We start from the raw sequence: 15545 nt of genomic DNA, 5'->3' as shown, positions 1-15545 counted from the left end.
GGTAATCAAGAAATTTATAGGGGCTATTCGAGACTTATAGTCCCTTAATTACAAAATGAAGGCCATAATTTAATGGGTTAAATGATTTTTTAAATTATTAGCAATAATTTTTGTAGAAGATTTCATTGCTTCTTCCCGGCTTTTCTTGGTGACAAAGTAAATCCAATTTGGAACTAAAATAGTTGCAGATCTAATATTAACAAATATAAAATCTTGAATAGATCTTAAGTCTTCAACAGAAATTGAATATCTATTTTCATCTATAGAGTGAATGATATCATCTATCTTGTTATTTAGTTGAGTTTCTTCATCTAGCAAAGCTTTAAAACTGATCCAATAACTTACAAGTTTGATAACAATTGGAATTATAGTAACGATAGCAGTATCCATAGCATGTACCCACATGTAATCTTTAAAAAAAATACCAGCAATAATAAATCCTAGAAATAGCAAAAGTAAAAATGCTATTACATTTTTACAGGTTTTATGGAGCTGTATATTCCATACTACATTATTCCTTTGGCAAATGATTATATTTAATTCATCTGAATCTAAATCTGGATTAGTGTACCAATTTTTTAGAGTACTTTGATCCTGATTTTTTGAAAACTTATTAATAATCTCGGGACTTGGTTCTCTTCCGACTAATATTTCATTCCAGTATAGCCCAAATATAAGAGTGTCAAATTTTTCTTGAATTCTTGCGGCACTTTTTATTTCATTTTTTGACCACTGAGTTAGTAAGAGAGGTATCACGGTGGCGATTGTTGTAATGAATTGAATGCAAATCCCATTTCCAATAAAAAGTACAAGGATAATCGGAACTAATGTTGACAAAAAGCTAAAAAGCTCTATAAATTTTGCTTGAGAATATAAATTTCTTTGTGCAGACAATAACCGAATTGCTTTGGGTGTGTTTTGCTTAGCTATGTCAATTTTTATTTTCATCTATCAGTTCCCAAAAAACTTAGTCCAAGATTTTATTGCTTGCTCACTCATAGATTCAGTTTCGTAACTATTAGTCTCTTTTATCATATCATGGTAATATATTGCTCTTTTCTGAATTTCTAAACGAGCTGTAAAATCTAAAAAATTCAGATCTCCTTGAAATCCCTTTCTGTCTTGAACAGAACAGAAAACTGCTTTTGAAAGATAAAGAAGGAAACTTTCTATAAACTCTCGGGAGTTGGAGTATATTGGATTAGTGTCTATAAAGTCAAGAACCATGGTCTCTAGTGCATAAGAATTAAGCTTGCATACTGCATTATGAGCCTTTCGCCAATATTTGAGAATACGCACTACTTCCCTTAGATCAATTGTGGCTTCTTTTTGATATTCATTTAAATTTTGACGATCTATTCGTGGATCTGTTTTTTCCCAAGCACCTTCCCCATTTGGAATGATATAGTAGTAATATCCCTGACCATCATCAACAGTTCTAAATCCAGGGACTATATCAAATCCCCAGTCGTAACTTGATAATTCCAGTCTGAGTGCTTGCTGACTCCTTTTAATATCTGCCGACTGATATTGCGATATTCCATTCAATAGCTGTTTAAGATAATTCAAAACTTTTATAGAACTAAGCCCATTTTCTCCATCCATTTTCTTTAATTCAGGAGCGCTATCTGGAACATTTACAAACACCTGATTCCATTGAGACGTATCTAAATTAGCGGTGCTACCCTTTGCCGAAAAGATAATCATTTGGTCAACATCGTCAAGAGGTCTAATCTGTGTCTTTCGAGCAAATGATCCCATTTTTAATGCAAATTCTGAGCCCGAGTATAATTCAAGGTTTTCCTCGTTTTTTTGACTAAGATCCTTAATATTTGAAGTTAACCAATTTCTACTATTTCTTGCACCTGTGCTTTTTTTACTATCTATATTTATGTTTTCTGAAACATAATTGTTAAACCAAGAATCTATAGTCATAAACACATTCCCCTTTTCCTATCATCGTTTTCAGCTTGTATTTTTCTAGCGGCTTTGCTACTCACCAGTCTAATTTGACATGATTATCTCACATAAACATCATTTTTGTACATCGAATAAGGGTAGTCCGTTTAATCCCTGTATTACATGCGACATCCACATCACTCAAACCTGCCTGATAAATTAAACGTTTGTAACAAACAGAGATCATCTTCGGCATATTGCGGCTTGCGACCAGGATAATTTAGCCTGCTGTTTGGTCAAGGCAATTCCTCGTTGCTGATGTTCAATAATGAAGTTTGTCATGAGTTAGCACAAATTAAGGTCAGCAATACCCGTTATAGACGTTAAATTTCACACACTCGAATAAAGGTCAGCATTCTTTGAAGTTACGGTCGATTGATATTAGTAACACTTAATTTATCCGTAAACAGTTTATCAACGGCCCTTAGGACGTCCTAGTTGTAAAACTGGTACACCATACTTACTTTATCATGTTCAACTGATTTAATAATCATTGATTCTTTGAAACCTAACTTGTAAATTTGAAAAAATGTAGAATGTAATTCTATCTCGTACATTCCTTTTAATTTTATCACTTGTTTTATTTCTCGTATATAATTTTTAAGGCATTGATTTTATCCGGAGATGTTTGTAAAAACTTACTCCTATTATTTAGTAAGTAATAGACAAACCAGTCATTTGCTTGATTGCCATTGGGATATTTAAAACTAATACTGATTAAATGTTCATTTTCTGATGGATCATCATAAATAATAATCTTTGTGTTTTGTTTTGTTAATTTTTTTTGACCAGGAACAGCAATTTTATTTTCATAATTGAGAACTTGGTTGATTTCATAGTCATATTTGGTTTCGTGTCTGTAGTATGCAAAGCCTAGAATTCCTAAACCTATGACTGTTAATAACGTTATTATAGTTAGTTTTTTATTCTGTAATAGTTTCATTTTTTACCTCCTAAAATGTTAATATTTCGGTGATTTTCCTTTGTTTTGTGTCATAAGTAAATTGATATTTGATATTATTTGTTGTTTGATTGCCAGAACTTGTTGTTTTAACCATTCCAATGAAGATACCTTTAATTTCGTTATCTTCTGAATGTTGTTCAAAATAAAAGGCAAATGCTATTAGTTGTGAAGTTGCATTCAACTGTTTTAATTGTTTGGCGCCTATTGATTGATTATTAGTTGCTTGACCGCCACCAAGGAATGTTAGAACATTATCAGTGGCATATTTTGTAGCAATTTGCTGCTTTTCTAACCAGTTATCTGCGTTCCAAGTGTTTAGATTTCTAAATAACTTCATTGCTGTTTGTTCTGCTTTTTTATCAGGGCTATTTTTAGTGATAGTTGTTGAAGTAGAACTGTTTTCAAAAGAAACTTGCTGAGCTGTTAGTTTCTTATTTTTAGCCTTTAATTTTGTTATCTGAGCTGTTTGCTTTAAGTCTTTGCTACTTAGTTTTTGATTAGTTGCGTTAATTTTATAAAAGACACTTAGTGTTAGAATTCCGATTATAATCAAGATTATTTTATTTCTATTCACCTGGTTCACCTCATTTATACTTATCTGGTAATAAACTTGCTTTAATTCGACCATATGAAACTTTACTCCAGTTGCCATATGCTGGATTATTTACTTGCCAAACGTTTGTTTTTTTAATTCCAGAATTTTCCTCATCAATCATCTGACCATTTCCGATATAGATCCCAACATGACTATACCCTGACCCAGCACCGTCATTGACTGAACTGTAAAAGAAAACTAGATCGCCAGCTTTAGCATCTTCTTTTTTTACTTCATCAACATCTTGTGACCATTGCGTTTGTGACGTCCGAGTCAGTGTAATTCCGATTTTATTAAATGCCCAGTAAGTAAAGCCTGAACAGTCAGTTGCGCCATGCACTGCTTTAGCGGTTGCTGAATTATCAAGGTTCGAAGGATTACCACCCAGCAAATAGTTATCGGGAACTTTGTCCGCCCATTTATTAGCCCAAGCCGATAAATCCGTCCACCACTTGTCAGTTGGACCAGAGACACTAAGTGCTTCACCAGCATTTTTATAACAAGCTTGATCTGTTTCAGTAATTTCAACAGTATTTGAATTAGAATTATCTCCGGTTGAGTCTTTAAACTTGTTGTACCAATACTCTGCATTGCTTGCTCTAGTAGTGTTATTGGCTTCATTCTTTCCAGCTCGTTCAAAACGTAACTCCCATTGAACCGCAGCAATAGCTGGATCAGTTGAATTTTTAGCGTAATCTCCTAAATTAGATTTTTCGGTTCCATTTGCTTCCTCGTAGAGAAACATGACTTGAGCTTGAATACTATCAGGATCTTTGCTGTGTTCGGTTGCGAAGCTCTTTTCATTAGTTAAGCGATTACCTAACCACTGAGCGATTCCATGTGCACCAGAACTTGAATTAGTTGAAGTGGGATTGATATTTGATTCTTGTTGTAAGTTACCTAGAACACCAGCTATCGCAGCTTTAGACCAACCTTGATTAATTAGATAGTTCCAAATAATTTGAGCGTTCTTTTCAGTATCTTTAGATATTTGATTACCTGAAATACCTAAATTATTGGCACAATCTAAATCTGTAATATTACTTTTTTCATTGCCATCAAAAATCATAAAAACAATAACAATTAGAATAACCAGCAAAAAAATCGGGATCGTTAAGATCCCGACTAACTTTAGTTTCATTTACTCACCTCGTATTTCTTCACGACTGACATAAAATTGGTGGGTATTTTACTTTCGTGAATAGTTAATTAACATCGGTTCTGGATAAATATTTTTCCAATGTTTTTGTTTACTTAAAGCTGGGTTATATTTTTGAATAGCTAGTTGATTAAGCTTTTCCTTAGACTCAGCTTGTAGGTAAATATTGAGCGAAACGTACCCCACCAATTGCCACATAAGATTCACCTACTCTCTCATTGATTCGATTTTTTCTTGTATTTTATCTGTCTTTACTTTAGAGTCATTTAACTTCTTTTTAGCTTGATATTGTGCTTCATTTAACCCTGTAATCTGTTGTTTAGTTCTAGCATCAACCATTAACTTGCGTTCTTGTTTTAGATCTTTTGGTTTGATTGGATCGGGTATTTTACTATCCTTACCTTTTTCAAAATGATCATCAATTTTAACAATCCTTTTTTGCTGAATTTCTTTTTGAGTGCTTGGCTTAGTTTCTTGTGGTTCAGCAATCTTTTTATCTTTAGGGTCAAGTTGCTCTGAAGCTGCTGATTTTTGTTTTCGTTTTTGAGCCATTTTTTTAATAAAAGTGGTTGATTGAACATTTTCTTGTGGAGTTCGCTTTGTTTGATTAACTTTCTTTTTAGCTTCACTAACGTCAGCAGACGTTTCACTGCTAGAAGTACCACGGCTAAAGAAACTTGCCATTTTTTCTCCAGAATTTCTAACAAAGTGATTAGCGTTCTCCAGTCGATCATTAGCTTGATGAACACTTTCAACAATTTTTTCTTTTTGATTATTGACAGTTTGTAAAACTTCTTTAGATGAGTTAATTCGACCACCAGAGAAACGCTTAATCAGATAACTGCGATTCTTCCAGCCTAAAAACATAATCAGCCATAACACTAAAGCATTAACAAAATACCCAGCGTAAGAGTTTGGTGGAATAATAATATCAACGATTTCTTGGCAGACATTGATTGCGAGAATTCCAAGCACTAAACAAGCTTTCGAGAAGAATAACAAGATAACGTCCATCAAGCCTTTAAATAAACTGCTAGAATATTTTGGAATCAGACTCAACAAAGCCATAATTGGTAATATTAACGATAAAACTAAAGCAAAAATCTGCACACACAGATTTAAAAAGCCAATCGCAAACAGTGGAACCCCATAGCTGATTGACACCAACGGTGACATTAACGCAATTAGTATCTTGTAATACATATGGTTTTCTTTAAGATACTTGTTGTTACTGGCATTAACTTTTTCACTAATTGAATCAGAGTCTTTGTCATAATCGACCGAAAGAAATTCGTATGGATCTTCATTGGCTTTTTGAATATCAGCAATATCCGTCTTGCCATAATTCATTAAATAATAGGGTCGTTCAATGGATTTTTCAAAGAAGTTTTTACGGACAATACTAGTAGCATCAGCATTTTTGATTGCTTGTGAATCATCTAAACTCATCAATGAACTTTGTGCAGTTGTCGAAATTGAATTAAAAGTTTGCAACATATAACTGGAATTTTTGAACCAGACAGTTGAGAAGCCAACAATCACGAGCGTTAAGAATATTCTTTTCAGACCGTCTCGCTCATTTTTAAAGGCAAAAATATAAAAAGCACTCAGGATTGAAATTACAAATAAGATGATTCCAAACTTGCCAAATAAGTTATCCCATAGCTGACCAGAAAGACCAGAAATCTTATCAATCAAGGTGTTAATACTGTTATTGATTGAGGTTGCACCAAACATCATTTGGAGAGAAAAATCGAAGATTTTAAACACAAAACGATTGATCTCCCAAAAGAATCCAGTTAAAGCAGTAATTGCCTTTAGTGTTACATCAGTTAATCCAGCCTTTTCCATGTAAGGATTAAAAGAGTCCAGTGTGGAAAGAATTTTGTTCATATCATAGCCAGCCAAAATGTTTTTCACAGACGAATTAGAAGCTGCCAAAACAGAAATCTTGCAAAGTAAAAGACTAACCAACGCAGCAGCGCCAATTAGTCCAAACGTTGTAAATTTACTTTTCAAATAGTCACCTCCTAAACTTTCTTGATTGTTTTTACCGATACATTTCCTCACTTTTAGAAGAAGCCGTTTTGTTGATTGTCTTAAAGGAGCTGGTCATTTCATCAAAAAGTGAGTGAACCGCAATTTTTCCAACCCGACCGTAAATATCACGGAATAAACATTGTCCTTTAATCATATTGGATAACCAATGTAGGTTTTCTTCATTGACTGGTAGTTGAACATGGTTTAGGATTGCTTCACGTTCGCTGGGTTCATCAAACGCAAACAAGACACCAAATTGACCATGATCATTTTGGTCAGAAATATCTGCCACTGATTGAGTGGCGTACAACAACATGTTATTTTGTGAATGTCCGACACGTTTCATAGATTTGAGGATTTTCTTACCACTTTTAGCAACATTGAAAATCCAAGCTTCATCAAAAATTTCAGCGGTATAAGAATTGCTATCATTTGAACCGAATTTCTCACAGAACTTACCTAGTGGAATCATTAAAGCAACTGATTTTTTCTCTAGGTCAGAGTAATTATCAGGATTATCACCCTCCTTTGGTAGCTCTAAACCAGATACTTCTAGAACATTGATTCGGTCTGCTAGATTGACACCATCATTTGAACCATCAGAAAAACCCAGTTGTAAGACAGAATCAGTTATCATCTCATAAAGCAAATTGCCAGCGCCTTTGATTTCTGGATCATCAGAACTTTTTAAGATTTCAATCACGTTTAACATACCGACTTTTTCGCCCAATTCTCGTTTTCCAATCACTTTGTTGAACCAGTTACGAATTTCTTTTTTAGGATCAATGTATAAAAGCTTTGTTTTCATAAACGACATGTAGATAAACAGCAATTTGACTAGGAATGATTTTCCTTTGCCAGTTTCACCAGTGACCGCAATATGTGGACTGTCAGTCTTTGCGCCTTTAATACCTTTATTAGCGATTGTTGGATTAAACAAAACAATTTTACGACTGGCATAAATTGATTGTTCGAGTGACTGGCTTTCAGCTAAATCATCAACACGACCGATATACCAGCCAACATTGTTGCCTAAACGGTTACTCACCGCAAACAGATTTTCCGCAAAGCCCTCGTTACTGGTTACCTGTAACCAGTTTTTATTACCTTCCAGTGAATTACCTTGGAGCAAACGGTAAAACAATGGTAGTTGATCAGCATTAGGTCGATAAGCTTCAATATCCCTTAAACTAAGACGATTAATTAAACGATCAGAACGAGCTTTAACTTCTTCTTTTGTATTTCCTGAAATAACAAAGCAAGCTAACCATTTCAAAATAGATTTACCTGCTTCAATATCATTTTGTAATTCATCTAAAAGAATTTGATTAGTTAAATTTTGTTGACTATCACGGTCACCTGTTTGGTGCGCTTCTTGGGTGGTACTCTTAAATCTTCTACGAAGTCTAGAAAGTTTAGAGTTCAGGCCATTTAAACCGTCAACTTCTTGATACTCCGCTTTAATTTGTAATTCTACGGAAAATTTCATGCTTTGTGCCGTTTCAAATAAATGAGAAAAGCTGATATTATCCGGTAAAGCACCAATTGGAATGAAAGCAACATATGAAGTTCCTTGATCGTTTTCCAATTTCAAGAATCCTTTCTCACTTGGATCAAGAATTGTATCCGTAAGTTTGTAAAAATTATGCTCTTTGCTTTCTTTTAGCACATCATGTTGAATGTTTCTGATAAAGTTATAACGAATCAAATACGCCAGTTCGTTTTCTTTTAAAGGCGTTCCTTTAACTGTGATCATAGTTGAATTTAGTTCGTCTAGTTCGTTAGCAAACTGTTTGAAATAAGTTTCATTAATTGTTGCTTCATAACCCAGTGCCGAAAAAGTCTTTTGTAGAAATTGATCATAGCCACTGGAAATAGCAGTTTTAATTGAATCAGCATATTGAAACGACTTCAATTTCACACCAAGGATAAATTCTTCATTAGTAATAGTTCCGAGTTCATATCCTAACTGCTTTACTGTTTCATTAGCATAATATTTGGCAATTGGTAAAGCTTCATCAGCAAAATCTTTGCCTAATTGTGTAAAACGTTCAGTCAAGTTCATATCTTTTGGTAGCATTTCCAAGTGTAGTTCACTGTATTTGGAAAGTGTGCCATAGATAAATGCCATCATGCGTTTATTTAATTCTTTTTTATCTAGGTCATTAGTGGCAATACTTTCAGGCTTAATTTTGTAGTAAGCCCAAATATCACCACTTTTTGTTAGCAGTAAATTGTCTTTCATTAACTTAAAAGGTGTCTGTAATTCCATTAAATTCCTCCTCCTCTCAATAAATCATTAGTAGCTCATTCAATAAACGTTCACGGAAGTTTCTCTTACGATCTTGAATAATTTGCACGGCATAGTTTTTTGGCAGTTTATCATAGTGCAGGTTTTTGTACTTTTTGTGAGTACGTAATTCATCAGTCATAGTCATAAAGGCAATTTCAAAACTACTGACTTCGTGGTCACGAAATTCACCAACCTTTACCAAAGGCATATATTTAATATTTTTTTCTTTGCCTAACTGCTTATCTACCCAAATTAGATAAGTTCTGATTGCTTCTTTTTGAGTTAAAAATATCATGCGGAGATAAAGAAACCAGTTTTAGCAAAGAAACCATCAGTGCTAAAGCGGTAATCCTGACCAAATTTTCTAGTATTGATGTAACCGGCTAAGTTGTTTGGAACGTCATACCAAGTATTATGTTCAACTAAATAGCTGCCGAGGTCGCTATCTTCTGAAATATTGGGTAGATAGATAACGCGTTCAGGATCACTTACTAAATCTTCGATACTTTCATAAATCCCGCTGCCAAGTAAATCACGAGCATTTTCCCATAAATAATCAGGCACATTATCCAATTCAGTCGCAATTCGGTTAAGCTTGTTAATATTGTCATATTCGCCAATGTTAAATGGAGCTTCATAGTCTGTGATGATCCATTCTTCTTCGTTTTCACTTAATCTAATTTTACGAGCAATCGTATTAAATGGTACTGGTAAGGTGAACCAGGCACCTTGGGTGTTGCCAGCATTTCGGCGAGCAAGATTTTCAACAAAGATACTAATTTCTTTTTCCATGATTACCCTTCTTTCTGTAATTAAATTCATCAAAAACGACTGGTTTATCAGTGTAGCTAACTTTAATATCGTGACAAATTTTCTTTTTGCCTTGCAGATACTCAAAATAAAAAGTGATGTAATCTAGTAAATACCAGAAAATATTCTTGCCGTCTGGTTGAACCTTCTCAACTAAGCGTACTGTTAGGTATGGCATACCAACATAAAACAGCATGGTAAACAACGGGATATATGAACTGATAAAACTTACAACTGAATGAAAAACAATAAAGAGAATAATTAGTGTTAACAGATAAACTAAAACATCTCTCAATTTGATGAAATACGGCAGTGAAAAATTTTGTGTTAACTGCTTTATTTTAATTGGTTCGTTAAAAACATTACGGTAGTTATAATTATGTTTTTCCAATATTGATCAACTCCCGAAAATGGTTTTGAAGATATTACCAATGGCAGTAAAAACAGTTTGCGAGTTGGAAATGACAAACCAAGTTAAACCAGTCAATAAAGCAATTCCAATCGCTCTACCTAGTTCTTGGCGGAAAATAAATTTAACCAGTAAAATAACAATAATAATTGTGATCGCATATTTACCTTGTGTGACGACCCAATCAGAAACATTGCCTAAAGACGGTAATTCAGAAGCTAAAAAGATAGGTTGCATATTAATCTCCTCCAATATTATGATTAAACTCATCAACAAAATAAGTTGTTTGCTGTTTTGCGAGTTTTAAAGTGACGTTTTCTGAGTGTTCAATATCCGAATCACTGCGTTTTAAAATTAGTAGGCATTGAACGACAGGATTACTTTTAGTACCATAAACACGTAGATTTTGGATATTAACGATTTTATAGTTATCAGCTAATCCTTGAGGATTAGCCATAATAAATTTCATATCACTAGTTTTGGCAGCTGCATATTTTTTCAAAAATGACTTAGTAAAATCAGTGACTTGATTGTTTAGGTTAACTGAGGTAGTTTGATTGCCTTTAGAGTATTTACTTTGTAATTTACCAATGTGACCGACTGGATCAATCTTATTAGAAAAATAGGGATAACTAACAACAGTGAATTTACTATTTTTTACTTTAAAAGGAATATTCAGATAACCACTGGTTGGGTTATTATTGACAGAGTAATTGACATAGTATTGTGCAATCTTGACACCTTGTTGCGTATAGATACTTTGAAGATAAGCTTTATTGAAAGTCTGGTTGTCTTTACCAGCTTGATCATTGGTAATTAAGTTAGTTGCATAATAAGCAGATAAATCTTGATTTCTTTTATCCATATCATCAGTATTATTTGGATAGGTGAGATAAACCTTTAAAAATTCTTGCATGTAGTTGTTTAATAATGGACTGTAACCACTGACATTAGTTGAAGCTCGATCAAGCTTTGCTTGATAAGTTTGAACCTCTTTTTGCAGTCGATGATTTGTCTGAGAAACACTACTAGCTTTAATAAAAGCTACAATTCCGCTAGAAAAAATAAAGACCATTGTTATCCAAACAATGATCCTGGCTGATTTCATATTCACTTTTTTCTTTTTATGTGGAATTTTATCAACTTGACGGGAATTCCGTCTTTTAAATTCAAAATTTCCGATTTTAATTTTAAATACCCCCTTTAATTATTTAGAATAAAATTGATCCTCTATGGCAGAAATTTTATTGTTCATATCTGTATAGATAGTACCTACATTTATTCCTAATAATTCAAGCTCTGTTCTTATGAATTTTTTATATCTTTGCTTAATAACTATTCTAATTAAGTAATTTGTACCTATACTACGATTTCCCACTTTATATTCTTGCAGTTTCTCGTTTACTAATTCCAAAATTTTTTCTTGAGAATTGTAACTAGAAATGTTTACTAGTCCCATTAGTAAAAATGCAGCATTTTGTGCTGAAATTCTTGAGTCAATTTTGTTAGGTACTACAATTAAAGGATTCATTAAATCTTCCACTTCTATTCTCTTTTCAAAATTATTATTCTCTTTAGAAATAGCATGATAGAGATTAATAGACCCCTTAGATAAACCTTTGGCAAAATTTTCTGGTTTTAGTATTTTTTTATGTTCAGAAATTAACTTTTGACAATCTTTATAAACTTGAACTTGCTCATTAAACGAAAGCTGAGATAGTGCAGATAAAATAGCAACTTTATCACCATCTGGGTAATTAACTCTATTCTTATTGCTATCTGAGTTAGGATATGGCTTAAATATTTGTACAGAACCGTCTCCTTCGTCTTGACAAACTGCAAAGTATAAAGCATCAAGTGGATTTGATGATATATCTAAAAGTCTGGTAGGAACACCGTAATGCTGCATAATAGCTAATTTATCAAAAGTACTATATCTTTCATTCTGTAATTCTGGGGAAATACTGATCATTTTTTGAAAAATTTCTTTTTCTTTTTTCATTAAAAAAGCTCCATCTTTTTCTTTGAAAATTGAAGGCCTAGTATAGTCGTATTTTTGAGATTCTCCTCTGTAAAACAAATATGAGCCTATTTTTCTTCTCATTTTCTCGTGAACATCTTTAGATGCAAAAATACTGTGAGGATTTTCTGTTAATTGATTGGGCTGAAATCCTCTATGACCTATGCTCTGTTCTTGGCTACGGTTAAAAAGTTCATTATTTTCTGTGTCTATACCTGCTTGCTTAATAGCATTAATATAGGATGCAACAGAATCTATTTTCATGGAAAATGTTTCTTTATTATCGCTGAAATCAGTATTTTTTTTATTAAAATAAACCTTTTTAATATTCATATCTTGATACTCAGACATAAAATTACCCTCTTTTATTTTATATGTTTATCTTAATACAAAGTTAATGTGTTTAAAAGAAAATATAGATACAAAATATTTTAGAGAGTTTTAAGTTTCTTGATTAGTCGGTAACAGAATAATTTGGATCAATCACACTTTGAATCATTTTTTTATGTCGCTCACCTAAGTGGGCTTGTGCTAACATTGACTCAATTTCTTCTGTTTGAAAAGTATCATCAATTATTTTAAAAGCTTTTAAAGTTGGCATAACTTGATTTTGTAACCATGTTTTAGTTTTCTCAAAGGATAATTCTTTAGGATCAGTAACAAACTTTAAAGTTGAGATATCTCCCAGAAACAATGACCAAGCCGGGTAAATTTCCCATTTTTTTCTTGGCTTATTCTTTATTGGACGCAAAAAAGTAACATACTCACTCATATAGCCAAAAATTAAATCGCAAATATTAATCGGATCTTCAACGTCGATTAATTGTTTAACTGCTTGATCAGCTTTATCTGAACTAAAACGCAGTTCATAGCGATTCTTGACAGGAACTTCTTGCACTTTTAGGTGCTTCTTTTTGGCAATCTCATAATTTTTTTGATAAAAGCACATATAAAACTCGCTTTGCATTGATCCAAAATACAAGCTAAGTCCAGTTGCTTGAAGTTTATCGGTAATTTCGTTTCTTTGAGTACCCCAGTGATAACTACACGTTTTAAACTTTGATTTATACTCTTTTCGTTCCATTTTATGCAATAGTCTTTTCAATGGTAAGGCTTCTTTATAATCATTGACTGCAATATCAATGCGAGTCACATTTGCTTGAAATGCATAACAGTCCTTGAGAAAGCTGAACCAACTTCGTTGTTGCTGTTTGAGAAAAGTTTCAAATTGGCGACAGCCCTGGCCCGAAAATTCAATCAAAATTCCACGGTTATCGTTTGGCACTGATTGATAAACCTGAATCAAATCAATACTATAACGACCTACATAACCGTATCGTTTAATTTCATCTGAGACAAAAGCTTTGCGATTTATTTTTAAAATATCGTTGAAAACTATATTCAAATCATGCAAGGGTATTTGGATTCTTAAATAATCAATGATCACCTCCATTTTGGTTTCATGAGTTAAACAATTTTTAAAGTAAGATTCAATATTTTCTTGTGTTGACTTTCTGAACTGACTTCGTCCTTGTTCAAAATTAATATATGCTCTGGTTGAAATACCAATTTCTTTAGCAACTTGATGTTGTGTTAATCCTTGTTGAAGCCTTAGGCTCCTAACATATTCATTTGACCATTCATATTTGACTTTTTTCACTCAAAATATTACCTCCTTAACAGAACTTCACTTTTGCGACTTCGTAGTGAAGTTTTGCAAATCTTAGTTATCCTTGTCAAATCAACATTTAGCGTTACCTTGGTTGACTTGTTTTCGTCCTTGTTACCCCCCTGTTAGCAATTGGGGGTAAACACTTGGCGCTCGGAGCTTTCAGCTCCTCACGCCAGACTTCGCCCGCGCTGCTTCGCTGGGCGTTCCACGCCCACGCTCCGCTATCGCCTGTCGGCTCTGATCGCTCAGCTGCGAGGGCTCGTCTTTGTTGAGTAGATAATTGTAAAATGAAAACTCTGGTGGTACAAAGGGTGCAAAAAAGGCTCGAACATAAGCTCCACCAATGGAAGCGTAGCCCCAGCCACGTACCTTGTCATTTTGAACTTTGAAGTTTTTGTCGGATTCACCAAACATCATAATGTAACCAGAACGTGACATTTGACCTAGAGAAACTCTTAGTCCGAACTGATCCCGCATACCATCTTCAAAATATTTAGCATCGGGTCTTTGCATACCAGCAATCAAGAAGAATCCTAATTGTCTACCTAATAAAATAATTTGTTTCAAGTACCCTAGAGTTTTTTCTTGTTCCTTGAAGTCTAAATTACTCATGTGGGCTACATATTCATCAAAGAATAAGACCTTCGGTTGCATATTAAAACTGCGATAATCTTTGCCGATTTCACCTGTTTTTCTTAATAACTGTTTGTACTCTTTTTGCCGTTCAACCATTTGTTCATAGAATTCACGAACACACTTATTGATTTGTCCTGTACTTGAAAAGACCTTTTCTTCTAAAATTGGTACTTGATCCAATTGTGATAAATCAGACATCTTTGGATCACAGATGTAACAGTCAGCACCTAAATCAATAAATAATTTTAAGAGAGCTTGAATAAAATAAGTTTTACCACCTCCGGTAACACCACTAATCAAAGCATGTGGGAACTTATTATAATCCCACGTAAAACCATGCATTAGTTTTAGTTTTACGCCAACAGATTTAATGTTAGTAATGTTAATTCTGTTTTGAATTGGATCATTGATTAACTTGTATGCCTTAAATCCTTTTTCATCAACAATGTCAAAAAGATCAGCAAACAATGCTTGTTCAAGCTGTTCACCGATCCGATTAAACTTATCTTGATTTTTTTGAAGATCCATTGGGAATCTAGTCGTAATAATCAACTCCTTATAGTGATAGTAAACTTTTGGAAAATAGATAATCTTCTGTCGAGGATTATTACGATTTCTATTTTTTGCAAGATACAATTTATTATCAATAATCATTCTCGCAAGTAATTGTCGATGTTTTACTCGAGTAAAAAAGCCATTATGATTGTCGCTTCTTTTGTATACCGCAAAGCTGATAATTGCGCCACAAAAAACAAAAATAGCAGCAGTTAATGTAGCCCAAATAAGTTTATCTGGACTTCTAGCATAAACAAGATAGAGAAATGAAATTGAAAGTAAAGAAAAGGGCAGTGACATCACGGATAAGTAAATAAATACGATATCCCGATGAAACCGCCTAATGCGAATTCCTTTATATTTGAACATTTAAATCACCTTATTTTTTAATGGATTTGTTGTTGAGTATATCAAAAAACTGCAAAATAAATAA

General features: G+C 33.4%; 15 protein-coding genes and 1 pseudogene. All 16 read right to left on the bottom strand.

Annotated elements, in window-relative coordinates:
- Positions 1-69: 69 nt before the first annotated feature.
- On the bottom strand, positions 70-948 hold the full coding sequence (locus FFX44_RS00685; RefSeq protein WP_289976904.1) for an S-4TM family putative pore-forming effector: 879 nt from the start codon (positions 946-948) through the stop codon (positions 70-72).
- Between the two features lie 3 nt (positions 949-951).
- Complete coding sequence (locus FFX44_RS00680) at positions 952-1935, bottom strand: hypothetical protein (RefSeq protein ID WP_289976902.1); 984 nt, start codon at positions 1933-1935, stop codon at positions 952-954.
- Positions 1936-2023: 88 nt separating this feature from the next.
- Positions 2024-2387 (bottom strand): annotated as a pseudogene (locus FFX44_RS00675) (recombinase family protein); the annotation flags it as partial.
- 152 nt (positions 2388-2539) lie between these two features.
- Positions 2540-2902: a hypothetical protein gene (locus FFX44_RS00670; RefSeq protein ID WP_289976900.1), complete on the bottom strand. Its 363-nt coding sequence runs from the start codon at positions 2900-2902 to the stop codon at positions 2540-2542.
- 10 nt (positions 2903-2912) lie between these two features.
- On the bottom strand, positions 2913-3497 hold the full coding sequence (locus FFX44_RS00665; protein WP_289976898.1) for a hypothetical protein: 585 nt from the start codon (positions 3495-3497) through the stop codon (positions 2913-2915).
- A 10-nt stretch (positions 3498-3507) separates the two neighbouring features.
- Positions 3508-4659, bottom strand: coding sequence for a phage tail tip lysozyme (locus FFX44_RS00660; RefSeq protein ID WP_289976897.1), 1152 nt, complete (start codon positions 4657-4659; stop codon positions 3508-3510).
- Positions 4660-4884: 225 nt separating this feature from the next.
- Positions 4885-6696, bottom strand: coding sequence for a CD3337/EF1877 family mobilome membrane protein (locus tag FFX44_RS00655; protein ID WP_289976896.1), 1812 nt, complete (start codon positions 6694-6696; stop codon positions 4885-4887).
- 31 nt (positions 6697-6727) lie between these two features.
- The gene (locus FFX44_RS00650; RefSeq protein ID WP_289976895.1) at positions 6728-8989 is read right to left on the bottom strand and encodes an ATP-binding protein; all 2262 of its coding nucleotides are present in this window, start codon (positions 8987-8989) and stop codon (positions 6728-6730) included.
- Positions 8990-9005: 16 nt separating this feature from the next.
- Positions 9006-9305, bottom strand: a complete 300-nt coding sequence (locus FFX44_RS00645) for a hypothetical protein (RefSeq protein ID WP_289976893.1) — start codon at positions 9303-9305, stop codon at positions 9006-9008.
- The gene (locus tag FFX44_RS00640; RefSeq protein WP_289976890.1) at positions 9302-9832 is read right to left on the bottom strand and encodes an antirestriction protein ArdA; all 531 of its coding nucleotides are present in this window, start codon (positions 9830-9832) and stop codon (positions 9302-9304) included. The genes FFX44_RS00645 and FFX44_RS00640 overlap by 4 nt, the downstream gene beginning before the upstream one ends.
- Positions 9786-10211 carry a TcpE family conjugal transfer membrane protein gene (locus tag FFX44_RS00635; protein WP_289976887.1) on the bottom strand — a complete coding sequence of 142 codons (426 nt, stop codon included), beginning with the start codon at positions 10209-10211 and terminating at the stop codon, positions 9786-9788. The genes FFX44_RS00640 and FFX44_RS00635 overlap by 47 nt, the downstream gene beginning before the upstream one ends.
- A 6-nt stretch (positions 10212-10217) precedes the next feature.
- On the bottom strand, positions 10218-10466 hold the full coding sequence (locus FFX44_RS00630; RefSeq protein WP_057737462.1) for a TcpD family membrane protein: 249 nt from the start codon (positions 10464-10466) through the stop codon (positions 10218-10220).
- 1 nt (position 10467) lies between these two features.
- The gene (locus FFX44_RS00625; protein ID WP_289976880.1) at positions 10468-11337 is read right to left on the bottom strand and encodes a conjugal transfer protein; all 870 of its coding nucleotides are present in this window, start codon (positions 11335-11337) and stop codon (positions 10468-10470) included.
- 99 nt (positions 11338-11436) lie between these two features.
- Positions 11437-12600, bottom strand: coding sequence for an FRG domain-containing protein (locus FFX44_RS00620; protein WP_289976878.1), 1164 nt, complete (start codon positions 12598-12600; stop codon positions 11437-11439).
- A 103-nt stretch (positions 12601-12703) separates the two neighbouring features.
- The gene (locus FFX44_RS00615) at positions 12704-13909 is read right to left on the bottom strand and encodes an XRE family transcriptional regulator (RefSeq protein ID WP_289976877.1); all 1206 of its coding nucleotides are present in this window, start codon (positions 13907-13909) and stop codon (positions 12704-12706) included.
- Positions 13910-14080: 171 nt separating this feature from the next.
- Positions 14081-15481 (bottom strand): FtsK/SpoIIIE domain-containing protein, encoded by a 1401-nt coding sequence (locus FFX44_RS00610; RefSeq protein WP_289976876.1) that lies wholly within the window; start codon positions 15479-15481, stop codon positions 14081-14083.
- Positions 15482-15545: the final 64 nt, after the last annotated feature.

Origin of the sequence: Lactobacillus sp. UCMA15818 (assembly GCF_030400225.1) — a bacterium.
In the GTDB taxonomy this organism is placed as follows: domain Bacteria; phylum Bacillota; class Bacilli; order Lactobacillales; family Lactobacillaceae; genus Liquorilactobacillus.
This window is presented reverse-complemented; position numbering and strand designations above follow the sequence as displayed.